The sequence below is a fragment of the Acidovorax sp. genome, from assembly GCF_034519795.1.
GTDB lineage: Bacteria > Pseudomonadota > Gammaproteobacteria > Burkholderiales > Burkholderiaceae_C > Acidovorax.
In genome coordinates, this window is sequence record NZ_JAXHOB010000004.1 from 1 (window position 1) to 23,287 (window position 23,287).

Consider the following 23,287-nt stretch of genomic DNA (forward strand, 5'->3'; position numbering starts at 1 on the left):
GCCAAGGCCAGCAACACCCACCGTGGCAAGACCGATGGCAAGGTGCTGCCGGACGCCAACTTTGGTGGCCGAGCGCTGGAGTGCCATGGACATGGACATCGCGTTCAAGGGAGAGCACATCATCCGATCCGAAAGCCTGCCGCCGGAAGACCTGAGCCTGCGGGTAGCCAAGGCGGACAACGCGCAACCTCAGGCTTGCGCCGCTGACCTTTGGCGTGGCCAAGGGCAAGATCGAATCGGGAGGTCGTCATCGATGGCCGCACGCCCCCCTCAAGGCACAGATACGCGGCAAGGTGGAGGGGCTCCAGCTCTCGGCCCTCTTTCCCAAGGTGGAGCTCATGAAAAAGAGCTTTGGCCGCATGGATGGCGCCGTGGCCCTGCACAGCAGCGGCAACAACGTGGCCGACCTCCTGGGCAAGGGCACGGGCGAGGCGCGCCTGTATGTGCGCGAGGGCACGCTGAGCAAGCAGATGCTGGACCTGGCATCCCTGAACGTGGGCAGCATCGTCGTGGGCAAGCTGTTCGGCGACGACAAGGAGGTGCGCCTGCGCTGCGCGGTGGCCGACTTCACCGTGGTCGATGGCCTGGCGCAGACGCGCGTGGTGAAAATGAGCACCGACGATGCAGTGATCGAGGCCACCGGCACCATTGACCTGGGCACGGAAGCGATGAACCTGCGCATCAAGCCCGAGTCGCTGGAGTGGAAGTTCTTCTCGCTGCGCACCCCGCTGTACGTCAGGGGTACCTTTAGCAACCCGGATGTCGGCGTGGAACCGGGGCCCCTGCTGCTGCGCGCAGGCGCTGCGGTGGTAGCGGCGGTGGCGGCACCGGTGGCCCTGGCGTTGCTGCCGGTCACCGTGCCGGCCGCCGATGACGACACCTACTGCAAGCCGCTGCTGGACCTGGCCAAGGAGCCTGTGAAGCCGGGTGCCCAGGGCGCTGCAGGCACGACATCGCAGCCCGCGCGGGATGCCGCCAGCCGGCAGCGGCCAGCGCGCTGAGTCGGCCTGCGGTTTCTGGGCAGGCGCAGTGCGGGAATAATCCTCCCTTTTTCTCACCGGTGCGCTGCATGGCCGACGCGGTGCGCCCCCCTGCATGAAGACTCTCCAATCCGTGGGCCTGGCCCTGCTCGGGCTGTTGCTCATTGGCCTGATCGCCCCTGAACGCATCCGCATCCCCGTGGCCGGAGCCACCACGAAGGACTGGAATGCCCAGTCGTTCTGGTTCGAGCCCTGGGGCACGTCGGGCGTGCACAAGGGCATCGACATCTTCGGCAAGGCGGGGGCGCCCGTGCTCAGCACCACGGATGGCATCGTGCTCTTCACGGGCGAGATCGCCAAGGGCGGCAAGGTGGTGCTGGTGCTCGGGCCGCGCTGGCGCCTGCATTACTTTGCCCACCTGGACCGCATCGGCACCCATGCGCTGGCCCCGGTGGCCTCGGGCAGCCCCATCGGCACCGTGGGCGCCAGCGGCAATGCCCAAGGCAAGCCGCCGCATCTGCACTATTCCATCGTGCGGCTGCTGCCTGCGCCGTGGAAGATCGACGGGGCGACCCAGGGTTACAAGAAGGCCTTCTTCATGGACCCAGGCGCGTACCTGAAAGCGCAGTAGCCGCAACGCTCATACGGATTGCATTTGATCGTATAGCCAGTGTCCCGAGTTAGAAATTCGTTGAATAAATCTGCCGACAATCCCCGCCATGCGTCGTTGCAAATGCTCGCCATGCGCCCGGCATGTCTGCGCTTTGCGCCTAGCTTGGCAGCGATTTCGGCAGATTTATTTCTTCAACGAACTTCCAACTCGGGACACTAGGCGGGAAGCTGCAGACAGTGCCATAGCACGGCAAGGCGAACCAACAACGCTAGACGGTCAAAGGCGAATCCGTATCAATGGAAGTCCCGGCTGCCATCGAGTGCCCCGGCCATGCGGCCCAGCAGCGGCGTCAGGTCCTTGAAGCGCTGCGCCACCAGGTGGCGCACCACGAAGGCTTCGCCTGCGACGTCTTTCCCTTTTTCTTCGTCCTCCCCATGCCGGCTGCACTGCCACACCCCTGCACGGCCAGCAGGCGTGAGCGCAGGATGGCGTCGCGCCACCGCTCCACCATGGCGGGCCAGACGATGACGTTGACGGGGCCGGTTTCGTCCTCCAGCGTGACGAACATGGTGCCCTTGGCCGAGCCGGGCCGCTGGCGCACGGTGACGATGCCGCAGGCGCGCACCAGCCGGCCATCGGGCACATTGCGCAGTTGCAGCGCCGTGAGCAGGCGCCAGCGCGCAAGCCGGCTGCGCAGCAGCGACAGCGGGTGGCGGCGCAAGGTGAGGCCCGTGGCGGCGTAGTCGAACAGGATTTCTTCGCCCTCAGGCGCCTCGGGCAGTTGCAGCGGGGCTTCGTGCACGGGCACGTCGCGCAGCAGGGCCGGTGCGGTGTGCTGGGCGCTGGCGTCCCACATCTGCTGGCGCCGGTGGCCCGAAAGGCGGGCCAGTGCGTCGGCCGCGGCCAGCACCTGCATGTCCTGGTGGTTCAGGCGGGCACGCAGGGCCAGGTCTTCGGTGCTGGCAAAGGGGCCGCCCTGCACACGGGCCTCGACCAAGCGTTCTGCCGCAGCTGTCTCCAGGCTGCTCACCAGGCGCAGGCCCAGGCGCACTGCGGGCTGGGGCAGCGGTGGTGCGGGCAGGCCCTTGGCCGGTTGCAGCATTTCGGGCGTGCCCTCCAGCGTGCACTCCCAGTCGCTGCAGGTCACGTCGATGGGCAGCACGCGCACACCATGGCGCCGCGCGTCCTGCACCAGCTGCGAGGCGGTGTAAAAGCCCATGGGCAGCGAATTGAGCAGCGCCGCCAGGAAGCAGGCGGGCTCATGGCATTTGAGCCAGCTGCTGCTGTAGGCCAGCAGGGCAAAGCTGAAGGCATGGCTTTCGGGGAAGCCATACTCGCCGAAACCCAGCATCTGCTTGAAGACACGCTCGGCGAAATCACGCGGGTAGCCGTTGTCCACCATGCCATCAATGAGCCGCTTCTCGAAACGGTGCACGCCGCCTGTGCGCTTCCACGCGGCCATGGAGCGGCGCAGGGCATCGGCCTCCGATGCGGAAAATTTGGCGGCGATCATCGCGATCTGCATCACCTGTTCCTGGAAGATGGGAATGCCCAGCGTGCGCTTGAGTGCTTCTTCAAGCTCCTTTTTCTCAAGCACCAACGGCTCGCCTTTGCGTTGCCGCTCACGCGCCTGCAGATAGGGGTGCACCATGCCGCCCTGGATGGGCCCCGGCCGCACGATGGCGACTTCCACCACCAGGTCGTAGAAGACGCGTGGCCGCAGGCGCGGCAGCATGCTCATCTGGGCGCGGCTTTCGATCTGGAACACGCCCACGGTGTCGGCGGCGCAGATCATGTCGTAGGTGGCAGGGTCTTCGGCCGGCACCTGGGCCAGCGACCAGCGCTCGCCGCGCAGACCCGCACGCAGGTCCAGGCAGCGGCGCAGGGCGCTGAGCATGCCCAGGGCCAGCACGTCCACCTTCATCAGGTGCATCTCATCGAGGTCGTCCTTGTCCCACTGGATGATGGAACGATTTTCCATGGCCGCGTTCTCCACCGGCACGATGCGTGTGAGCAGCCCCTGCGTGAGCACGAAGCCGCCCACATGCTGGCTCAGGTGGCGCGGAAATCCCTTGAGCTGTGCCGACAGCTGCAGCCACAGCTCGGCGGTGTGCAGGCTGATGGGTTCGCCCATGGCCTGCGCCATCTCCTGCAGACGGTGCGCCGCGAATTCCTCATCGAACCAGTGGTGGTCCTTGGCGAAGGCATCGACCAGTTGCGCAGGCACGCCCAGGGCCTTGCCCACGTCGCGCAGCACGCTGCGCGTGCGGTAGCTGGTGACCACGGCGGCAATGGCGGCACGGTTGCGGCCGTACTTGGTGTAGACGTACTGGATGACCTCCTCGCGCCGGTTGTGCTCGAAGTCGACGTCGATGTCGGGCGGCTCCTTGCGCTCCTTGCTGATGAAGCGCTCGAACAGCAGCTTGGTGCGCTCGGGGTCCACCTCGGTGATGCCCAGGCAGTAGCAGACGGCCGAATTGGCGGCCGAGCCCCGGCCCTGGCACAGGATGCCCTCGCCGCGCGCAAAGCGCACGATGTCGTGCACGGTCAGGAAGTACATCTCGTACTGGCAATCGGCGATCAGCGCGAGCTCGCGCAGTACCTGTGCCACCACCTTCTCGGGCACGCCCTGCGGGTAGCGGCCGCGCGCGCCCTCCCAGGTCAGCCAGGCCAGGCCCTCCGCAGGCGTCATGCCCTCGGGCACGGCTTCCAGCGGGTACTGGTACTTGATCTCGTCCAGGCTGAAGGTGCAGCGCGCCGCAATCTCCAGCGTGGCCGCCAGCAGCCCGGGCGGGTAGATGCCGGCCAGGCGCACGCGCTGGCGCAGGTGGCGCTCGGCATTGGGCTGCAGGGCAAAGCCGCATTCGGCCACGGTACAGCCCTGGCGCACGGCGGTGATCACGTCCTGCAGCGGCTTGTGCGAGCGCAGGTGCATGTGCACGTCGCCCGCCGCCACCAGGGGCACGCCGGTGTGGCGCGACACCTGCTGCAAGGTGGCCAGCCACAGGTCGTCGTCGGGCCCGAGCAGCAGCTCCACCCCGAGCCAGAAGCGCTGGCCGAAATGGGCCTGCGCCTGTTCCACACAGGCCAGCAGTGCAGCGGTGTCCAGCGCATGCTGCACACTGCGGGCGGGGATGAGCAGCAACTCGCAGTCCTGCAGCTGTGCCACCTCGGACACCGGCCCCAGCTCATAGGTCCCCTTGGGCGCGGTGCGCCGCGCGGCGCTGATGAATTCGCACAGGTTGCCCCAGCCCTCGATGTTGCGCGGCAGCGCCACCAGCCGAAAGCCCGGGTAGGCGAACTCGCTGCCCGGGATGAACTGCAGGCCCAGTTCCTTGGCCGGGCCGTGGGCCCGCACCACGCCGGCCACCGAGCATTCGTCGGTCAGCGCCAGGGCCCGGTAGCCCAGCTCGGCCGCGCGCGCCACCAGGTCCTGGGGCTGCGAGGCGCCGCGCTGGAAGCTGAAGTTGGAGATGCAGTGCAGCTCGGCATAGTCCGGCAAGGCCAGCGGTGCGGCGGGGGCGGCCGGTGGGCGATCAGGAAGGGTGTGGGCCATGGTGCATTTCCATCACGCATACAGGCCCTGCAGGAACCAGCGGTCGCGCGACGCCCCCGCAGGCGCATGCGCCAACCGCTCGCGAAAGATCCAGATGCGGCCGGCCACAGGGCTCAGGGCCACGAAGTAGTCGCGCTGCACCAGTCCGCTGCGGCCTTGCGGACCTTGGCCGCCCTCACCCCCATCGGCGTCTTGGGCACAGGCCCCCTCCTCCCACCAGGCGGCATCGAAGCGGTGCGGCCCGGCCAGCAGGCCCAGCGGCCCCTGGTAGCACGGCCGGTGGCCCTGCATGGCCAGGCGCTGTGGCGTGCGCAGCAGCCAGGTGGGCCACAGCACGGCCTCGGGCGCATGCTCGCCCTGCAGCACCCTGGCCACGGCGCCCCCCGGGGCTGCGGCCGCCATGGGCTGCCAGCGCTGCATGCACTCGGGCCGGTGGTCTGCCTGCAGGGTGACGGACTGCACCTGGTCCGCCCCCAGGCGGGCCGACAGGCGCTCGACCAACTGGTGCCAGGCCTCGCCCTCCCCGTCCGTCCCAGACGATCCGTCGGGTGGCAGCAGGCTGGCGCTGGCATGGGGCAGGGGCGCAGTCTCCAGCGCGCGCAGCGTGATCTGGTTGGCCGGTGCGGCCAGGGGGGTGCGCGCCAGGTTTTCGGCCAGCAGGCGGCGCAGGTGGGCCAGTTCGTGCGTGGGCTGGGCGGTGCGCACGGGCAGTGCATGCCAGGGGGCGATGGGCACGCCATCGACCCGGCGCAGGTCGTGCCGCCAGGCCAGCTCCAGCGCCAGCACGCCCTGCTGGCGCGCCTGCAGCCAGGCCTGCAGGGCCGACAGCAGGCGGCTGGCGGACCACAGCAAGGCATCGGCCGAGGTGGCCAGCGCCGGCAGCTCGGCCGTCAGCTCGAAGCGCTCGGGCAGCTCCACCCAGGCGTGGTTGTGGGCGATGTGGCCGTAGGCCCGGTCCAGCGCCAGCAGCACGGCCGCGCCCAGCCGCCGGGCCACGCCATCGCGCGGCAGCGCGCGCAAGGCGCCCCAGGTGCGGCAGCCCATGCGCGCCAGGCTGGGCAGGTGCGGATGCAGCGCTGTCAGCGTGTGCAGCGGCAGGCCATCGGGCAGGTGCCGGGGCAGGGGCTGGCCTGCCAGTTGCAGACGAAGCAAGGCCAGGGCCTGCAGCGAGGTGGAGGCCTCGGCAAAAGGGGTCCAGCGCCTGGTTTGCTCCGCAGGCTCTGGGGATGGATCTGGATCGCCTGCCCCTGCGGGCGGATCGGTGCGCCAGGGCGGGCTGCGCAGCTGCAATTGCACGAGCAGCGCCTCGCGCCCGCCCCACAGGCGCTCGGTGCCCGAGACCTCCAGCAGCAGGGCCTCGCCGTCCACCCGCGCCACGCGCGGCGTGAACTGCAGCGCCCACCAATGCTCATGCGGGGCTTGCGGCAGGGGCTGGCGCGGCCCGGCTGCGGCCGGCAGTACGGCCACACCAGGGCGGGCATCGCTGTCCGTACCCGTGTCAGTGGGGGTGGGCGGCAACGGCCATGCGATCCAGTGCATGCTGCACACCTCCTGCGGCAGGCAAGCGATCCAGCCACGCCGCCCATGGCAGCACCACGGCAGGCCGCGCTGGCGGCTGTGGGGGCGCACGCCGCCCTTCGCCGCGCGCGGCCGACGCGGCCAGCACCCGGGACAGCGCTGCATTGCTGGCGGGCAGCACCACGGCCTGCTCCATGGGCGGCCCGCGGCGCTTGAGCACCTGCACCTGCATCTGCGCACCGCCCGCGCCATCGACGGCCTCGACCCACAGCCGCAGCGGCGCGGGCGATGCCTGCTGGCGCGCCCTGGCCGGGCGGAACACCCACAGCAACTGGCCCATCTGCGCGGCCGCCAGCTGCAGTCGCCTCAGCGATTCGGGCGCAGCCTGCGGCAGCCAGGCCAACACCGCCTGCACGTCGCGGCAGCGCAGGGCCTGCTCGGCCGCCCACAGCGTCTGCGCTGCAGAAGTGGTCTGCACACGGCACAGCCGCGCCGCATCCAGCCCACCCGCGCGCAGGGCCGGTGCAAAGGGCTCATGGGGCGGTGCCACCAGCACCACGGCCCCCGGCCGCGTGGCCGTGGCCTGGGCCAGGGCTGGCAGAACCAGTTGCCATACATGCAGGCCCGCCGCCGGTTGCAGCACCTCGGTCATGGCGCCCACGGGCCAGCCCCCGCCCGGCAACTGCGCATCGAGCCCCGCATGCCCCGTGGCCTGCACCCGTGCCGCAGTGGATGTGCCCAGTTGGTCGGCCAGCCACACGCCTGCCAGACGCGGTGCTGTGCTGGCAGCCAGGGAACGGAGGGGGACGGCGGACATGGGAGGGGCAAACGCGTGGGGGCATGCGCAAAAGCTCAGGCGACGGCGGAAAACCGCTGCGCACGCACCAGGGCCCTGGGCAGGGCATGCCTGTACATGGAGCCCGGGATGAAAGCCGAATACTGTGTTTTCATCCAGTTATCGTACCCGATTCCGGGTCGCGTGGTGGCTTTTCAGAGCATTCCTGCAGGTCATTGGCACCCGCCAGGGCGCTGGCCCAGGCTGCGCGGGCTTCATGGCCCACAACGGCAGAAAACTCGGGGGAAAGGATGATGCGGGGAGATCAGCGATGGCAAGCAGTTGCACCATGGCAGGGTCAGCGCGAACACACTCGCGTGCCAATGGCGACCCGGAAATGACAAAAGGCCTGCAGAATTGCTTCTGCAGGCCTTGCCAATAATGGTCGGAGCGGCGGGATTCGAACTCGCGACCCTCTGCTCCCAAAGCAGATGCGCTACCAGGCTGCGCTACGCTCCGACAGCTCGTATTCTAACCCGGGAAATTTCGGGTTCTGGCCAAATGCGCGCTTTTTTTGATTTTTTTGCAGCGACTGCACCGGACCAGGGTTCCATCGGCAGTGCTGTCATGCATCCAGGGGCGATGCAAACTGCGGAGATGGGGGAAAACTCAATCAATCAACCAACAACCAACGGGAAACAACTGCGGCGAGCCCGCAGGCACCAGCGCACGACCGCATCGCGGCCGCGTGGTGGCCAGCAATCAGCGGCTCGACGGACCTGGGCCGCGGCCGGCCAGGTGGCGGAAGGTGATGCGGCCCTTGGAAAGGTCGTAAGGCGACATTTCCAGGGAGACCTTGTCACCCGCCAGGATGCGGATGTGGTGCTTGCGCATCTTGCCGCCGGTGTAGGCAATCAGCTGGTGACCGTTGTCCAGCGTCACGCGAAAGCGCGAGTCGGGCAGCACTTCGGTCACGGAGCCTTGCATTTCAATCAGTTCTTCTTTGGCCATGTTCTCTTGTCTTTTCAAAAATCAAAAAATCTAGTGATCGGCACCTGAACGCTGGGGCATCCACCACGGCCGATGCAGCGTGGTCGGGCTCGACACACGGTGCATTGCGGGCGGTGGGAGTCGCTGCACCCGGGGCGCAGATCAGGCAGAGGGCCGGGGAGACGGCTTCATACGGATTTGCATTTGATCGTGTAGCCAAGCGGGAGCCGCAGACAGTGCCATAGCACGGCAGGCAAACCAACTATCGCTTACGGTCAAAGGCAAATCCGTATCAATGGACAGGCAGAGCGCTGTGCATAGCCTGTCGATTGTACCGCGATGTACCCCGGCTTGCCTATGGCAGGGGCGCTGCAGTGTCGCGGGACGGCACCAGGGGGGCCCTCCAGAGCCTCGTCAGGCAGCCGCATCCTGGCCTTGCACGGCGGCCGCCAGGGTGCGCACCAGGTCGGTCTGGGTGATGATGCCCACGAGGTGCCCGCCTTCGTCGACGATGGGGATGTGGTGGTGCCCGCCCTGAGAGAACAGGGGCACCAGGTCCATAGCGTGCTGGCCGACCTGGGCCACCTGCACGGGGTGCGACATGATCTCGCCCACGCTGGAAGGCTTGCCGCTGCGGCCTTTGACCAGGGCGCGCAGGCGCTGGCCCAGGCCCTCGTGCAGGTCGAGGTTGGCCAGGCGCATGAAGTCGGCCACCGTGACGATGCCAAGCACCTGCCGGCCGGCATCCACCACAGGCAGGGCCTTGATCTTTTCGCTGCGCATCAAGGCCCAGGCATCCTTGAGCGACACGCCCTGCTCCACCGCCATGGCCGGCCGGGACATGATGTCCGCGCAGCGCAGCTCGCCCAGCGTGCGCTGGAAAGCGGCGCGGCCCGCCAGCTGCAGCAGGCCTTCCAGGTCGGCGCGACTCACGTCCAGCACCTGGTTGTAGTGCGCCAGTGCCGCATCCACATCCGATGCGGCAAATGCGCCCTTGGCCACAGCGGTGCGCGCGGGGGACTGCTGCGGATGCGGGTAGCTGCGCCCGGTCAGGCTGTTGTAGACCACACCCGCCAGCAACAGCACCAGCACATTGAAGAGAACAGGAAACGCTGCCAGGTGCAGGCCATCGCCCGCCGTGAGCACCATGTACAGCGCCATGGAACCACCGGGCGGGTGCAGGCAGCGCAGCGGCACCATGAGCGCAATGGCAAGGCCCACCGCCAGCGCCCCCGCCAGCGCCGGGTCGGGCACCAGTGCAGCACACACGGCCCCCACCATCGCCGACAAGGTGCTGCCGCCCAGCACCGGCCAGGGTTGGGCCAGCGGGCTCGACGGCATGCCGAACACCAGCACGGCACTGGCGCCCAGCGCGCCCAGCATCCAGGGCCCATGGGCATGCCCGCCACCCACCCACCAGCGGCTGAGCACCGCCGTCAGGAAGATGCCCAGCACGGCACCCACGATGAAGCGCAGGCGTTCGCGGCCATCGATGCCCAGCGGGGCCGGCCAGAAATGGCGCAGCCAGCGCACGGTGCGCACGCGCGGGGACAACCGTGCCGCCGTGGGCGGGGTGGACGAAGACGTGGGATCGGGCCCGGGCGCCGGAGAGGGGGGAATGGAGGACGGGTGCGGTGCAGACATGCAGCCAGCCATTGTGCCGGGTGGCGGCTTGATGTGCACCAATTGGGTGCAAACCCGCTGCTGCCACGGTGGGTAAACGGGTGGACTATGCTCGAAACTACCTACCGCCTCCCCTCAAACGGCTGCACACGGCCTCAAAAACATGCTCTATACTGCATGTGTACCATGCCAAGTGCAGTTTACTTCACACTTGTTTTCCCCATGGATGGCCTGGAAACAATCCCCACGGAGCACGCCCGTGGGCCGCTGAAGGACGCCAGCAGCCAGCGCCGGTACGGGTAAGCCATAGGTTTTCACACAGGGGCTTGGGGTTAAATTACTTTAAGCCTAAACAAAGGAGACACTCCCCATGACCACTCGCCGCCTCGTCATCAGCCGCAGCGCAGCCCTCGTCGGCGCCGCTTCCACGGGCCTGCTGCTGCCCTCCATCGTGCGGGCCCAGAGCGGCAAGGTGCGCGTGGGCTTCATGCTGCCCTACACCGGCACCTTCGCCCAACTGGGCGTAGCCATCGAGAACGGTGTGCGCATGGCCATCGACCAGCAGGGTGGCAAGCTCGGCGGGCGCGAGATCGAGTGGTTCAAGGTGGACGACGAGTCCGAGCCCAGCAAAGGCGTGGAAAACGCCAGCAAGCTGGTGCAGCGCGACAAGGTGGATGTGCTGATCGGCACCGTGCACTCGGGCGTGCAGATGGGCATCCAGAAGGTGGCGCGCGACACCGGTGTGCTCAACCTGATCCCCAATGCCGGCGTGCATGCCGCCACCCGGGGGCTGTGCGCGCCCAACGTGTTCCGCACCTCGTTCAGCAACTCCCAGCCCACGCTGGCGCTGGGCAAGGCGATGGTGGACAAGGGCCACAAGAAGGCTGTCTGGATCACCTGGAAGTATGCTGCGGGCGAGGAAGCCTTCGAGGGCTTCAAGCAAAGCTACACCGCCGCTGGCGGCACCATCGTCAAGGAACTGGGCCTGCCCTTCCCGAACGTGGAGTTCCAGGCACTGCTGACCGAGATCGCCGCGCTCAAGCCCGATGCCGTGGCCTGCTTCTTCGCCGGTGGCGGCGCGGCCAAGTTCATCAAGGACTATGCGGCCGCCGGCCTCAAGGACAAGATTCCGCTGTATGGCTCGGGCTTCCTGACCGAAGGCGTGCTCGATGCGGCCGGCCCTGCGGCCGACGGCATCGTCACCACCATGCACTACAGCGACGCGCTGGACACGCCGCGCAACAAGCAGTTCCGCCTGGAATACGCCAAGGCCTTCCGCAGCCAGCCCGACGTCTATGCCGTGCAGGGCTATGACACCGGCCTGCTGCTGGTGCAGGGCGCCAACGCCGTCAAGGGCGACCTGGCCGCCAAGCCGGCGCTGTACAAGGCGATGGAGAGCGCCGTGATCGACAGCCCGCGGGGCAAGTGGACCATGAGCAAGGCGCACAACCCCGTGCAGGACATCTACCTGCGCGTGGTCGAGAACAAGGAAAACAAGGTGGTCGGCATTGCGGCGAAAGCCCTCTCCGACAGCGGCGCCGGTTGCCGCATGGCCTAAGCACCACCGCACACCTGGCGCAGCGGCGGGCCTCGGCCTGCCGTGCGGAGCGCTGGCCCTGCGGGTTTTGACACAATGGCAGCGCCTGCCAACGCGGCAGGCCAGTCCTTCGTGCGCCCGGACCTTGCGGCCACCCCCTTGGATCACCCTCTTCCATGACCCTCAGTACCTACCTGCTCTACCTGGCTGCCGTGGCCCTGCTGGTGCTCTCTCCCGGCCCGACCATGCTGATGTGCATGACCACCGCGCTGCAGCACGGCCCACGCCGGGCCATGGCCGCCGCAGGGGGCAGCGTCACTGCCGTGCTGGGCACCATGCTGCTGTCGGCCCTGGGCCTGGGCGCGCTGCTGGCCGCCTCCGAGACCGCCTTCTGGATCCTCAAGGCCGCAGGCGCCGCCTACCTGATCTGGCTGGGCATAAAGACCTTCCGCAGCCAGGGCAGCGTGTTCGACCAGATGCCCGAGGGCGCCACTGCGGCGCCCGCCGTGTCGGCACGCCGGCTGTTCGTGCAGGGCCTGATCGTGGGCGGCAGCAACCCCAAGGCCATCCTGTTCTTCACGGCCTTCTTCCCGCAGTTCCTGAACCCGGCGCTGTCCTTCGCGCCGCAGTTCGCCGTCCTGGCCGCCACCTTCGTGGCCTTCGAGTTCACGGTGCTCACGCTGTGCGCCCTGGGCGTGGCGCGTCTGGCCCCTGTTCTGCGCTCGGGCAACCGCATGCGCTGGTTCAACCGCATCTCGGGCGGGCTGTTCACCCTGATGGGCTCGCTGCTGCTGGCCACGCGCCGGGCGGCCTGAGACATCCCATCGCCATCTTCCGCACGCCATGGACTTCGCTACCTTCCTGATCCAGTTGCTCAACGGCGTGCAGTACGGCCTCTTGCTGTTCATGCTGGCGGCCGGCCTCACGCTGATCTTCGGGATCATGGGCGTGGTGAACCTGGCGCACGGCAGCTTCTACATGCTGGGTGCCTACCTGGCGTATTCGCTGTCGGGGTATTTCGGCAGCCTCACGCTGGCCATCCTGGGCGGTGCGGTGCTGGCCGTGGCCTTCGGGTTGGCGCTCGAATGGCTGCTGTTTCGCCACTTCTACCACCGCGACCACCTGGACCAGGTGCTGCTCACCTTCGGGCTGATCTACATCTTCGAGGAGCTGCGCTCCATCCTCTGGGGCGACGACGTGCACGGCGTCGCCATCCCGAAGCTGCTGGACTGGTCGATCCCGCTCACCGACACCCTGTCCTACCCGGTGTACCGTTTGTTCATCTCGGGCGTGTGCATCGTGCTGGCCATCGGCCTGTACCTCTTGATCTCCAAGACCCGCCTGGGCATGAAGATCCGCGCCGGCGCCTTCAACCGCGACATGGCCGAATCGCTGGGCGTGAACATCAAGCTCATCCACGCCATCGTGTTCGCGCTGGGCGTGGGCCTGGCGGCCGTGGCCGGCATGGTGGCGGCCCCCGTCTCCAGCGTCTACCCGAACATGGGCTCCTCGGTGCTCATCATGTGCTTCGTGGTGGTGGTCATCGGCGGCATCGGCTCGGTGCGCGGGGCCCTGATCTCGGCGCTGCTGGTGGGCCTGGTGGACACCTTCGGCAAGGTGCTGCTGCCCTCCGTGGCCGGCATGCTGGTCTACATGCTGATGGCAGCCGTGCTGCTGTGGAAACCCGAAGGTCTTTTCAAACAATGACAGCCGTTCCTGTGATCCTTGCCCTGCCAGCCCCCCGGAGGCCCGCATGAGCGCGCCCCGCACCAACCTGGAGGTGCTGCCGCGCAGCGTGCAGTTCGTGCTGCTGCTGGGCCTCGTCGCGCTGCTGGCCTTTCCGTTCGTGGGCAGCGACTTCTATGTGCAGATGGTCACGCGCATGATGATCATGGCCATCTTCGCGATGAGCCTGGATCTGCTGCAGGGCGTGACCGGCCTGGTCTCGCTGGGCCATGCGGCCTACTTCGGCGTGGCCGGCTATGCGCTGGCCTTTCTCACCCCGGCCGATGCGCCGGTGAGCCTGTGGTGGACGCTGCCGGCAGCGGTGGCGGGCTCGGCCCTGGTGGCGCTGTTCATCGGCTTCTTCGTGGTGCGCACGCACGGCATCTACTTCATCATGGTGACCATGGCGTTCGCGCAGATGGTGTTCTACCTGTTCTTCGACAACAAGGTGCTGGGCGGCTCGGACGGCATCTACATCAACCTGCGCCCCGATGCCTCGGTGTTCGGCTGGCCGCCGTTCGACCTGGAAGGGCGCCGCACCTTCTATTACTTCACGCTGGCGCTGGTGGTGCTGGTCTATGTGGGGCTGCGCCGCCTGCTGTGGAGCCCGCTGGGCCGGGCGCTGGCGGGCATCCGCGTCAACGAGCACCGCATGCGCGCCATGGGTTTTTCCACGCAGGGCTACAAGCTCACGGCCTTCACGGTCGCCGGCGCCCTGGCGGGCCTGGCGGGCTACCTGTGGGGGGCGCAGACAGGCTATGTGAACCCCGAGCTCATGGGCTTTCACATGAGCGCGCACGCCATCATGATGGTCATCCTGGGCGGCATGGGCAATTTCGCGGGGGCCATCGTCGGGGCCTTCGCGTTCGAGTACCTGCTGCATGTGTTCAAGGACATCACCAAGCACTGGCAACTGCTCATGGGCAGCTTCATCGTGCTGGTGGTGCTGGTGGCGCCGCGCGGGCTGCTGGGCATGCTGGTGCGCCTGCGCGCCGCCAAGGGAGGCACGGACCATGGCTGAGCACGAAGTCCTGCTGTCGGCCCGCAAGATCACCAAGCGCTTCGGCGGCCTGGCCGCCGTCAACGGCGTCTCGGTGGACCTGTGGCGCGGGCGCATCCATGCGGTGATCGGGCCCAACGGCGCGGGCAAGTCCACGCTGACCAACCTGCTCTCGGGCGACCTGCCACCCACTGCGGGCCAGATACGGCTGGGCAGCACCGAGGTGACGGGCTGGGCATCCGAGCGCATCTCGCGCCAGGGCCTGGGCCGCAGCTACCAGAAGACCAACATCTTCCTGCCCTTCACCGTGCACGAGAACGTGCGCCTGGCCGCTCAGTCGCGCGACCCGCAGCAGCCCTGGAACCCGCTGCGCTGGTGGCGCGACACACGCCAACAAGGCCCGCACAACCGCGCCAGCAGCGAGCGCGTGGACCGGGCCATCGAACTGGCGGGCCTGCAGGCGCGGCGCGATGCCGTGGCCGGCACCATGAGCCATGGCGAGCAGCGCCAACTCGAAATCGCCATGACCCTGGCCACCGAGCCCCAGGTGCTGCTGCTCGACGAGCCCCTGGCCGGCATGGGCGTGGCCGAGGCCGAGCGCATGGTGCAACTGCTGCTGCGCATCAAGCCGGGCCACGCGATGATGCTGGTGGAGCACGACATGGACGCCGTGTTCGCCCTGGCCGACCACCTGACGGTGATGGTCAACGGCGAGGCCATCGCCAGCGGCACGCCGCCCGACGTGCGCGCCGATGCCAACGTGCAGGCCGCCTACCTGGGCGAGGAGCACTGACATGGCACAACAGCAACACAACACTCCTCTCATCGAAGCCCGCGGCCTCAACACCTTCTACGGCGCCAGCCACATCCTGCACGGGGTGGATTTCACCGTGGGGCAGGCCGAGACCATCGGCCTCATGGGCCGCAACGGCATGGGCAAGAGCACCTTGCTCAAGTCGCTCATGGGCCTGGTGAAGCCGCGCTCGGGCAGCGTGGCCGTGGCCGGGCGCGACACCACGGGCCGACCGCCCTACGAGGTGGCGCGCCTGGGGATTGCCTACGTGCCCGAGGGGCGCGGCATCTTCGGCAACCTGAGCGTGGTCGAGAACCTGCAGATGGCCGCGCGCGCCGGCACGCGCGGCCAGCGCGACTGGACCTACGAGCGCGTGCTGGAGACCTTTCCGCGCCTCAAGGAGCGCCTGGGCCATGGCGGCCAGCAGCTCAGCGGCGGCGAGCAGCAGATGCTGACCATCGGCCGCGCACTGATGACGAACCCCGACGTGCTCATCCTCGACGAGGCCACCGAGGGCCTGGCCCCGCTGATCGCGCGCGAGATCTGGCGCATCTGCAGCCTCATCAAGGCCAGCGGCATCAGCAGCGTGATCGTCGACAAGAACTGGAAGCACGTCACCCAGATCACCGACCGCAACGTCATCCTGGTCAAGGGCCAGGTGGTGTTCGAAGGCAGCTCAGAGACCCTGTGCTCCCAGCCGCAACTGCTGGAGCAGCACCTGGGCGTGTAGCATCCGGCGGTCTCTGCACCGCCATGCTCGCCCATGTCCCCTGCCCTCGCCATCTTCCTCTCACTGCTTGCCGCCCTGGTGCTGCTCAACACCTGGGCCACGCGGCGCGTGCTGCGCAGCCACGAGTTCGGCAACCGCAAGGCCTTGATGGTGATGGGCATCTGGATCCTGCCCTTCCTGGGCGCATTCATGGCGCGCTACCATTTTGCGCCGCCAGCGTGTTCCGAGTCCGCTGCCCTGGACTGGCAGGACCCGGGCAGCGAACAGCCCCCCGCGCCCGAAGTCCTGCACATCGCCGGCCTGGCACCCTTCGAGGTCCAGGACCACCTGAGCACTCCCGACGACCTGCCCGTGATGGACTGGCAGGCACTCGACCAGTGGGCCGGACAGGCGGCCAGCCCCGAAGCCACCACAGCGGCCATCGCCCTGGGCCGCCGCGTCTGGCTGCTGCACCTGCGCGATGCGATCGGCCCGCACATGCACCTGCACGAGGGCCCGGACGTCTCCATCCTGTCGCCCCTGGAGCCGCCCGTGGTGCAGGCCATGGCGGACTATGTGGCGAAGACGCGCCAGCGCATCGCGCGCGTGCTCGATGGCGTGGCCCGTTTCCCCCCGGGCGAGAAGAGCGTGCTGCTGGTGCTCGAGAGCGAGGAGCTCTACTACCACTACGTGGGCCAGTTCTACCCCGATGGCGGTGAATTCGCCTTCAGCGGCGGCATGTTCATCCACAACGGCTGCCCGCACTTCGTGGTGGTGCAGGCCGACCTGTCGACCATCGAGCCCGTGATCGCGCACGAACTCACGCACAGCGCCCTGTCGTACCTGCACCTGCCCACCTGGCTCGACGAAGGCCTGGCCGTGAACACCGAGCACCGCTTGACAGGCGCGCGCCACCCTGCGCAGACGCCGCAGGCCATGCACCAGCGCCACCTGGCGTTCTGGAATGCCGAGCGCGTGCAGGAGTTCTGGTCGGGCGACTCCTTTCACCGCACCGATGATGGCAACGCCCTGTCGTACGACCTGGCCCGGATTGCGGTGGAGCAGCTGGCGCGCGACTGGCCCGCGTTCAGCCGCTTCGCGACCAGCGCCCGCCGCAGCGATGCGGGTGCCGAGGCCGCCGCCAGCGCACTGGGCATCGACCTGGGCAGCTACATCGGCGCGCTGGTGCAGGCGTCCGAGGACTGGGCACCCCGCCCCGCTGCCTGGCCAACGCAGCCTGCACAACAGGCTGCACACCTACATTTTTTGAGCGCCCGCCATCAGTAGAATGGCCCGCACCCCTTTCCAAGGATGTTCCCACAGTGTCTGACAGCTTCGCCGTTCTCCCCCAGTACCTGATGCCCAAGCAGGCCATGACCGCCCTGGCGGGAAAATTCGCCTCGGCCCAGCTCGGAGGGCTGACCACCTCGGTGATCCGTGGCTTCGTGTCCCACTACAAGGTGAACATGGCGGAGGCTGCCAATCCGGACATCGCGGCCTATGCCTCGTTCAACGACTTCTTCACCCGGGCCCTGCAGCCCGGAGCGCGGCCGCTGGCCGATGCCGACCTGATCTGCCCCGTGGACGGCGCCATCAGCCAGTTCGGACCCATCCAGAAGGACCAGATCTTCCAGGCCAAGGGCCATTCGTACTCCACCACGGCGCTGGTGGGCGGCGATTCGTCGCTGGCTGCGCGCTTTGACGATGGCTACTTCGCCACCTTGTACCTGAGCCCGCGCGACTACCACCGCATCCACATGCCCTGCGCAGGCCAGCTCACGCGCATGGTGCATGTGCCTGGCGACCTGTTCTCGGTGAACCCGACCACGGCGCGTGGTGTGCCGGGCCTGTTCGCGCGCAACGAGCGCGTGGTGTGCTTCTTCGACTCGGCCCACGGGCCCTTCGTGCTGGTGCTGGTGGGCGCGACCATCGTGGGCAGCATGGCCACCGTCTGGCATGGCCAGGTGAACCCGCCGCGTACCGGCGTGCTGCGCCACTGGGACTATCCCGCCGGCCAGGTGTCGCTGCAAAAGGGCGAGGAAATGGGCCGCTTCCTGCTCGGCTCCACCGTGGTGATGCTGTTCCCCAAGGGGCCGTTCCGCTTCAACCCCGCATGGGCGCCCGCAGGCCCCGTGCGCCTGGGCGAGGCCATGGCGCACCACCAGGCGGTGTAGGCGCTGCCTGCGGTCAGGCCCTGTCGGGCATGCGCGCGAGATGGAAGGCGGTGGGCGCCACCCGCAGCGTGTCGGGATGCACGGGGTTCTCATGCCCCACCAGGTAGACCATCATGGCATTGCGGCGCACGACGATGTGGCTCACCGTCTCGCGGCTCAACCCCAGGTGCACGAAGGCGCCAGGCTTGAACAAAGGCATGTAGTAGAAAGCCGCTGGGTCCACGGGGATGCGGCTCCTTCCGCAATGGTGGCCAGAGGGCGCACCTGCGGCCCTGCGAGGACCGCTGGGCCCATGGTAGCACCGATACCCGGCCCACGGCGGCCCGGCCGACGGTAAAGCTTGCGCGGCCTCAGAGGCTGGGAGTTTTTTGGCCGTGTCCGAATGGCGCGCCAAAACGCCCTGGATCTAGGCGCAAAGCACAGCCATAGCTCGGGCTATAGCCATAGCTCGGGCTATGGCGAGCATTGGCAACGACGAGCCGGGGTGTTTTGGCGTGCAAGGCGGGCATGGACGAAAGACTCTCAGCCTCTCAGCCTTTGGCGCGCGCCCGGGCAAAGGCCAGCGCGGCCTCCAGCATGCGTTGCAGGTGCGGCTGCACGCGAGCCGCCACCTCGGGCAGGTAGTCGAACGGCAGGGCTTCCTGCATGTAGCTGCACTGCGTCATCTCCAGCTGCACGGCATGCACGTTCTGCGCGGGCTGGCCGTAGTGGCGCGTGATGTGTCCGCCCTTGAAGCGGCCGTTGAGCACGGCGGTATAGCCCGGCGCGGCCTGCGCAATGGCCAGCAGCTCCAGCGCCAGCGCCGGGTCGCAGCTTTCGCCGTTGGCCGTGCCCAGGTTCAGGTCGGGCAGCTTGCCCTCGAAAAAGCGCGGCAGCACCGAGCGGATCGAATGCGCGTCCCACAGCACCGCCACGCCATGCGCGGCGCGGATGCGGTCGAGCTCGGCGCGCAGCTGCGCGTGGTACGGCGCCCAGAGGGCATCGCGGCGCGCCGCCACCTCGGTGTCGTCGGGCATGTCGCCGCGCGTGTAGATGGGCGTGTCGTCGAAGGTGTCGACCGGGCACAGGCCGGTGACGCTCTGGCCGGGGTAGAGGCTCGCGCCATCGGGCGGGCGGTTCAGGTCCACCACGTAGCGCGAATGCGTGGCCGCGAGGATGGATGCGCCCATGCCTTTCGCAAAATCGTACAGGCGCTCCAGGTGCCAGTCGGTGTCGGGCACCTGGCGGCATTCGTCGGTGAAGCGCGCGGCGATCGCCGGTGGCACATGGGTACCAACATGGGGCATGGAGACCAGCAGCGGCGCGGTGCCCTGGTGGAAGGTGAAGGCGGGTTGGGTGGTGATGCTCATGGCGTGGGTATCAGGGGACGCTTGTCAAAGTTCGTTCATTGTGGCGCGATGGTGGCCGCACGGGCCTGCGCAAAGGCAATGGCCGCACTCTCGTGCAAGGCATGGCGGCCGGCGGCAACCCGCTGCACGCCGCCCACCCACAACCGCTGCAGCGCACTGGTGCGGTGGCTGCCGAACACATGGGCCGAGAGCATGGATGCCACCGGCAGCCCGGCCAGCGCAATGTGCGCCGGGTCCAGCACCGCGAAATCGGCCTGCTGGCCCACGGCCAGCCCGGCCACAGGGCGGCCCGATGCCTGCGCCCCGCCCTGCACGGACGCGAGCCACATGGCCGTGCCCACCTGGGGCTGCGCGGCGCTGGCGAGCACGTTGCGCTGGCGCAGCGACAGGCGCTGGCTGTACTCCAGCATCAGCAATTCCTCGGCCGCATTCACGCAGGCGTGGCTGTCCGAGCCCACGCCCCAGGCGCCGCCATGGCCCTGCCAGCGCGGCATGTCGAAGATGCCGTCGCCCAGGTTGGCCTCGGTGGTGGGGCAGATGCCGGCCACGGCACCGGTGCGCGCCGCGTCGGCATATTCCTGCAGTGTCATGTGCGTGGCATGCACCAGGCACCAGCGCGCGTCCACGGCCGCGTGGTCCAGCAGCCACTGCACGGGGCGCTGGCCGCTCCAGGCCAGGCAGTCGTCCACCTCCTGCGTCTGCTCGGCGATGTGGATATGGACAGGGGCGTGCGCATCGATGGCGGTGAGGCCCTGCACGGCGGCGGCCAGGCTGTCGGGCGGCACGGCGCGCAACGAGTGCGGCGCCAGGCCCAGGCCCGCGCCCTGGGCCTTGGCCAGGGGAGACAGGCGCTCCAGTAGCGCGAGCATGCTGTCGGTGCTGCGGATGAAGCGCGCCTGGTCCGCACGCGGTGGCCTGGCGCCGAAGCCGCTGGTCTGGTAGAGCACCGGCAGCAGCGTGATGCCGATGCCCGCATTGCGCGCCGCGCGCAGCAGCGCCAGCGACAGCGTGGCATCGTCGGCATAGGGCCGGCCGCCCCGGTCGTGGTGCACGTAGTGGAACTCGCAGACCGAGGTGTAGCCGGCTTCGAGCATCTCCACATAGAGCCAGGTGGCAATGGCCTCCAGCGACTCGGGCGTGATCTGCGCCGCAAAGCGGTACATCAGGTTGCGCCAGCTCCAGAAGCTGTCCTGGCTTTCACCGCGGTATTCGGTGAGGCCTGCGAAGGCGCGCTGAAAGGCATGCGAATGCAGGTTGGGCATGCCCGGCACCACGGGGCCGGCAGCGCGCGGCGCCGCGCCAGCGGCACTGCCCGGTGCCACCGACTGCAGCCGGCCCGCAGCGTCCCACTGCAGCAGCACGTCGCGTGCCCAGCCACCGGGCAGCAAGGCGTGCTCGGCAAACAGCATGGTGGTGGCGCTCATGCAGCCACCTCCAGGATCGCGGCCAGCACGTCGGCGAAACGCGTGTTCTCCGCCTCCGTACCGATGGAGACACGGATGAAGCGCTCGAAGCCCGGCTCCTTCCAGGGCTTGGTGATCAGGCCCCGGGCCAGCAGGGACTCGTTCACCGGGCCATTGGGGCGGCCGATGTCCAGGAACAGGAAGTTGGTGGCCGAGGGTGCAATGCGAAGGCCCGGCAGCGCCTGCAGGCGCTGCACCAGCACGCCGCGCAGGCGCACCGTCTCGGCCACGCCCTGGCGCATGAAGGCCTCGTCGCCCCAGGCGGCCAGCGCCGCCGCCTGGGCCGCATGGTTCACGTTGAACGGGGTGCGCACCCGGTCGAGCAATTGCACCAGTACCGCGTCGCTGGCCAGGCCGTAGCCCACGCGCAGGCCCGCAAGGCCCCAGGCCTTGGAGAAGGTGCGCAGCACGGTCCAGGGCCCGGCACGGCCCTGCAACAGGGCCAGCACATCGGGGTAGCTCTGCGCATGGCAGGCGTACTCGTAGTAGGCCTCGTCCACCACCAGCAGGGTGTGCGCAGGCGTGGCTGCGAGCAGGCGCTCGAACTCCTGCGCGGTGAACATGCAGCCCACGGGGTTGGAGGGGTTGGCCAGCATGGCGATCTTGGGGCCGCGCGACAGCGCTTCGCACCAGGCGTCCACATCGAAGCCGAGTTCCGGCGTCAACGCCAGCAGCTCGACCTGCGCACCCATCATGCGCGGGTAGATCTCGTGCAGGCCGAAGGCCGGGCGTTGGGTCAGCACCCGGTCGCCCTGCGACAGAAAGGCCTGGCACAGCATCTGCAGGATGTCCTCGGACCCATTGCCCACGACGATGCGATCCGCTGCAATGCCTGTGCGTGCCCCGATGGCGGCGCGCAGCGCGGTGCAGTTCGCATCGGGGTAGGTGCCCACGCGCTCCGCCAGGTCCACCAGCGCACGCGCCACTGCGGGGCTGGCGCCATAGGGGTTCTCGTTGCTGGCCAGGCGCGCGATCTCGGTCACGCCGTAGCGCTGGCGCACCGCCTCGGACGACAGGCCCGCGTTGTAGGCGGGCAGCGGGGGCACCTCGGGGCGGGCCAGGGCCTGGATGGCAGATGCAGCAGCGTTCATAGGTCGAATACCTTGCCGGGGTTCATGAGATGGAGGGGGTCCAGCGCCTGCTTGACGGCGCGCATGGCCACCAATTCGGCCGGGGTGCGGCTGGCGTGCAGGTAGGGCTTCTTGTGCAGGCCGATGCCATGCTCGGCCGAGACGCTGCCGCCGAATGCCGCAACCTGGGCGTACACCAGCTCTTCGACAGCGCCCTCCTCCCCGTTCACGGTGGAGGCATCGGTGGACAGGTGCAGGTTGCCGTCGCCGATATGGCCGAAGAACACGCTAAGGTGACCGGGCCAGCGCGCGGACAGCGCGGAACGGCATTCCTCGGCGAAGCGGCCGATATCGGCCTGCGGCAGACTCACGTCGAAGTTGATCGGGGGGTGCATGTGCGCGGGCAACTCGGCCGTGGCCTCGCGGATCTTCCACAAGGCTTGCGCCTGGGCCTGCGATTGGGCGATGGCGGCATCGATGGCTTCACCGGCCTCCATGGCTTCGCCCAACACTTCTTCCAGCGCGTCGCGCAGGCCGGCTTCGTCCTGGCCGCCGACGTCGATGAGCGCAGCAAACGGGTGCGGCGCCTCGAAGGGCTCGCGCAGCGCCTGCCAGCGCAGCGAGGCCTCGACGAAACAGCGCCACATGAGCTCGAAGGCCGAGAGCGCGCCCGGAAAGCGCCCTTGCAGCCGGGCCAGCAGCGCCAGCGCGGCGTCGAAATCGGGCAGCGCCACCAAGGCCGTGGCCCGGGCGCGCGGCAAGGGCCGCAGGCGCAGCAGTGCGCGCGTGACCACGCCCAGCGTGCCCTCGGCGCCAATGAACCACTGCTTGAGGTCGTAGCCCGTGTTGTTCTTGAGCATGGGCCGCAGCATGGGCAGCAGCGTGCCATCGGCCAGCACCACCTCCAGCCCCAGCACCTGTTCGCGCACCATGCCGTACTGCAGCACGCCATTGCCGCCGGCATTGGTGGAGACGGCCCCGCCCACCTGGGCCGAGCCGCGCGCACCGAAGTCCACGCCGAACTGCAGGCCCACGGCGAGCGCGGCCTCCTGCACCGCCTGCACGGTGGCCCCGGCCTGCACCGTCAGCGTGGCAGAGCGTGCATCCACCGCCTCGATGGCGTTCATGCGCTCCAGCGACAGGGCCACCCCGTCCGCACAGGGCACGGCGGCACCGGCCAGCCCGGTGAGGCCGCCCTGGGGCACCACGGGCACGCGGTGGGCATGGCACAGGCGCAGCAGGACCGAGACTTCCTCGGTCCTGCGCGGGCGCACCAGCGCCAGCGGTGGCACGGGGGCCGTGCCGCTCCAGTCGGTGTGGTGGCGCGCGGGCACGGCATCGCCCACCTGCACGCGGTCGGCACCGAGCGCATTGACCAGTGCTGCCAGGAATTCACTGTGCGTGGCCATGGA

The 23,287-nt window shown here is 68.5% G+C and carries 19 protein-coding genes, 1 tRNA gene and 1 pseudogene; 10 read left to right on the forward strand and 11 right to left on the reverse strand.

All coding sequences use genetic code 11. The annotated features are described in order from the left end of the window. Nucleotides 1–215: 215 nt before the first annotated feature. Together U5N23_RS03790 and U5N23_RS03795 are read left to right on the forward strand one after the other, a co-directional pair. A complete protein-coding gene (locus U5N23_RS03790) occupies nt 216–1,001 on the forward strand; it encodes an AsmA family protein (protein ID WP_416208568.1) in 786 nt (261 codons plus the stop codon). Nucleotides 1,002–1,095: 94 nt separating this feature from the next. Further along, a complete protein-coding gene (locus U5N23_RS03795) occupies nt 1,096–1,611 on the forward strand; it encodes a M23 family metallopeptidase (protein WP_322591511.1) in 516 nt (171 codons plus the stop codon). A 275-nt stretch (nt 1,612–1,886) separates the two neighbouring features. Here U5N23_RS03795 and U5N23_RS03800 read toward each other — a convergent pair. The 6 genes and pseudogenes from U5N23_RS03800 to U5N23_RS03825 form a co-directional block, all read right to left on the reverse strand. Continuing rightward, a pseudogene (locus tag U5N23_RS03800) lies at nt 1,887–5,149 on the reverse strand (error-prone DNA polymerase). Nucleotides 5,150–5,161: 12 nt separating this feature from the next. Next, nucleotides 5,162–6,688 (reverse strand): DNA polymerase Y family protein, encoded by a 1,527-nt coding sequence (locus tag U5N23_RS03805; RefSeq protein ID WP_322591512.1) that lies wholly within the window; start codon nt 6,686–6,688, stop codon nt 5,162–5,164. Then, entirely contained in the window at nt 6,648–7,484 is an 837-nt protein-coding gene (gene imuA / locus U5N23_RS03810; protein WP_322591513.1) for a translesion DNA synthesis-associated protein ImuA, read from the reverse strand. Before imuA ends, U5N23_RS03805 begins: the two co-directional genes overlap by 41 nt. 400 nt (nt 7,485–7,884) lie before the next feature. Continuing rightward, a tRNA-Pro gene (locus U5N23_RS03815) sits at nt 7,885–7,961 on the reverse strand. A gap of 243 nt (nt 7,962–8,204) precedes the next feature. After that, entirely contained in the window at nt 8,205–8,453 is a 249-nt protein-coding gene (gene infA, locus U5N23_RS03820; protein WP_007856902.1) for a translation initiation factor IF-1, read from the reverse strand. Nucleotides 8,454–8,846: 393 nt separating this feature from the next. Further along, the gene (locus U5N23_RS03825) at nt 8,847–10,076 is read right to left on the reverse strand and encodes an HPP family protein (RefSeq protein ID WP_322591514.1); all 1,230 of its coding nucleotides are present in this window, start codon (nt 10,074–10,076) and stop codon (nt 8,847–8,849) included. Nucleotides 10,077–10,425: 349 nt separating this feature from the next. Here U5N23_RS03825 and U5N23_RS03830 point away from each other — a divergent pair, with 349 nt between their 5' ends. The 8 genes from U5N23_RS03830 (at nt 10,426) to asd (ending at nt 17,993) form a co-directional block, all read left to right on the forward strand. Further along, nucleotides 10,426–11,613, forward strand: coding sequence for an ABC transporter substrate-binding protein (locus U5N23_RS03830; protein ID WP_322591515.1), 1,188 nt, complete (start codon nt 10,426–10,428; stop codon nt 11,611–11,613). 155 nt (nt 11,614–11,768) lie between these two features. Then, nucleotides 11,769–12,407 (forward strand): LysE family translocator, encoded by a 639-nt coding sequence (locus U5N23_RS03835; RefSeq protein ID WP_322591516.1) that lies wholly within the window; start codon nt 11,769–11,771, stop codon nt 12,405–12,407. A gap of 28 nt (nt 12,408–12,435) precedes the next feature. Continuing rightward, the gene (locus U5N23_RS03840) at nt 12,436–13,299 is read left to right on the forward strand and encodes a branched-chain amino acid ABC transporter permease (RefSeq protein WP_322591517.1); all 864 of its coding nucleotides are present in this window, start codon (nt 12,436–12,438) and stop codon (nt 13,297–13,299) included. 46 nt (nt 13,300–13,345) lie between these two features. Then, the gene (locus U5N23_RS03845) at nt 13,346–14,338 is read left to right on the forward strand and encodes a branched-chain amino acid ABC transporter permease (RefSeq protein ID WP_322591518.1); all 993 of its coding nucleotides are present in this window, start codon (nt 13,346–13,348) and stop codon (nt 14,336–14,338) included. After that, entirely contained in the window at nt 14,331–15,110 is a 780-nt protein-coding gene (locus U5N23_RS03850) for an ABC transporter ATP-binding protein (RefSeq protein ID WP_322591519.1), read from the forward strand. Before U5N23_RS03845 ends, U5N23_RS03850 begins: the two co-directional genes overlap by 8 nt. Nucleotide 15,111: 1 nt before the next feature. Further along, nucleotides 15,112–15,840, forward strand: coding sequence for an ABC transporter ATP-binding protein (locus U5N23_RS03855; protein WP_322591520.1), 729 nt, complete (start codon nt 15,112–15,114; stop codon nt 15,838–15,840). A gap of 33 nt (nt 15,841–15,873) precedes the next feature. Continuing rightward, complete coding sequence (locus tag U5N23_RS03860) at nt 15,874–17,106, forward strand: hypothetical protein (protein ID WP_322591521.1); 1,233 nt, start codon at nt 15,874–15,876, stop codon at nt 17,104–17,106. 35 nt (nt 17,107–17,141) lie between these two features. Beyond that, the gene (gene asd, locus U5N23_RS03865) at nt 17,142–17,993 is read left to right on the forward strand and encodes an archaetidylserine decarboxylase (protein WP_322591522.1); all 852 of its coding nucleotides are present in this window, start codon (nt 17,142–17,144) and stop codon (nt 17,991–17,993) included. A gap of 13 nt (nt 17,994–18,006) precedes the next feature. Here the strand turns inward: asd and U5N23_RS03870 are convergent, their stop codons facing one another. From U5N23_RS03870 to U5N23_RS03890, 5 genes are all read right to left on the reverse strand, one after another. Beyond that, nucleotides 18,007–18,216 carry a hypothetical protein gene (locus U5N23_RS03870; RefSeq protein WP_322591523.1) on the reverse strand — a complete coding sequence of 70 codons (210 nt, stop codon included), beginning with the start codon at nt 18,214–18,216 and terminating at the stop codon, nt 18,007–18,009. Nucleotides 18,217–18,523: 307 nt separating this feature from the next. Beyond that, entirely contained in the window at nt 18,524–19,342 is an 819-nt protein-coding gene (gene hutG, locus U5N23_RS03875; RefSeq protein ID WP_322591524.1) for an N-formylglutamate deformylase, read from the reverse strand. A 35-nt stretch (nt 19,343–19,377) separates the two neighbouring features. After that, nucleotides 19,378–20,766, reverse strand: coding sequence for a formimidoylglutamate deiminase (locus U5N23_RS03880; RefSeq protein ID WP_322591525.1), 1,389 nt, complete (start codon nt 20,764–20,766; stop codon nt 19,378–19,380). Then, the gene (locus U5N23_RS03885) at nt 20,763–21,896 is read right to left on the reverse strand and encodes a histidinol-phosphate transaminase (RefSeq protein ID WP_322591526.1); all 1,134 of its coding nucleotides are present in this window, start codon (nt 21,894–21,896) and stop codon (nt 20,763–20,765) included. Before U5N23_RS03885 ends, U5N23_RS03880 begins: the two co-directional genes overlap by 4 nt. Continuing rightward, on the reverse strand, nt 21,893–23,284 hold the full coding sequence (locus U5N23_RS03890; protein WP_322591527.1) for an FAD-binding oxidoreductase: 1,392 nt from the start codon (nt 23,282–23,284) through the stop codon (nt 21,893–21,895). The genes U5N23_RS03885 and U5N23_RS03890 overlap by 4 nt, the downstream gene beginning before the upstream one ends. Between the last annotated feature and the right edge of the window lie 3 nt (nt 23,285–23,287).

Excerpts from the sequence above, each read along its gene's own strand:
- U5N23_RS03795 (WP_322591511.1), top strand. The coding sequence starts at position 1,096 with ATGAAGACTCTCCAATCCGTGGGCCTGGCCCTGCTCGGGCTGTTGCTC.
- U5N23_RS03805 (WP_322591512.1), bottom strand. The coding sequence starts at position 6,688 with ATGCACTGGATCGCATGGCCGTTGCCGCCCACCCCCACTGACACGGGT.
- imuA (WP_322591513.1), bottom strand. The coding sequence starts at position 7,484 with ATGTCCGCCGTCCCCCTCCGTTCCCTGGCTGCCAGCACAGCACCGCGT.
- infA (WP_007856902.1), bottom strand. The coding sequence starts at position 8,453 with ATGGCCAAAGAAGAACTGATTGAAATGCAAGGCTCCGTGACCGAAGTG.
- U5N23_RS03825 (WP_322591514.1), bottom strand. The coding sequence starts at position 10,076 with ATGTCTGCACCGCACCCGTCCTCCATTCCCCCCTCTCCGGCGCCCGGG.
- U5N23_RS03830 (WP_322591515.1), top strand. The coding sequence starts at position 10,426 with ATGACCACTCGCCGCCTCGTCATCAGCCGCAGCGCAGCCCTCGTCGGC.
- U5N23_RS03835 (WP_322591516.1), top strand. The coding sequence starts at position 11,769 with ATGACCCTCAGTACCTACCTGCTCTACCTGGCTGCCGTGGCCCTGCTG.
- U5N23_RS03840 (WP_322591517.1), top strand. The coding sequence starts at position 12,436 with ATGGACTTCGCTACCTTCCTGATCCAGTTGCTCAACGGCGTGCAGTAC.
- U5N23_RS03845 (WP_322591518.1), top strand. The coding sequence starts at position 13,346 with ATGAGCGCGCCCCGCACCAACCTGGAGGTGCTGCCGCGCAGCGTGCAG.
- U5N23_RS03850 (WP_322591519.1), top strand. The coding sequence starts at position 14,331 with ATGGCTGAGCACGAAGTCCTGCTGTCGGCCCGCAAGATCACCAAGCGC.
- U5N23_RS03855 (WP_322591520.1), top strand. The coding sequence starts at position 15,112 with ATGGCACAACAGCAACACAACACTCCTCTCATCGAAGCCCGCGGCCTC.
- U5N23_RS03860 (WP_322591521.1), top strand. The coding sequence starts at position 15,874 with ATGTCCCCTGCCCTCGCCATCTTCCTCTCACTGCTTGCCGCCCTGGTG.
- hutG (WP_322591524.1), bottom strand. The coding sequence starts at position 19,342 with ATGAGCATCACCACCCAACCCGCCTTCACCTTCCACCAGGGCACCGCG.
- U5N23_RS03880 (WP_322591525.1), bottom strand. The coding sequence starts at position 20,766 with ATGAGCGCCACCACCATGCTGTTTGCCGAGCACGCCTTGCTGCCCGGT.
- U5N23_RS03885 (WP_322591526.1), bottom strand. The coding sequence starts at position 21,896 with ATGAACGCTGCTGCATCTGCCATCCAGGCCCTGGCCCGCCCCGAGGTG.
- U5N23_RS03890 (WP_322591527.1), bottom strand. The coding sequence starts at position 23,284 with ATGGCCACGCACAGTGAATTCCTGGCAGCACTGGTCAATGCGCTCGGT.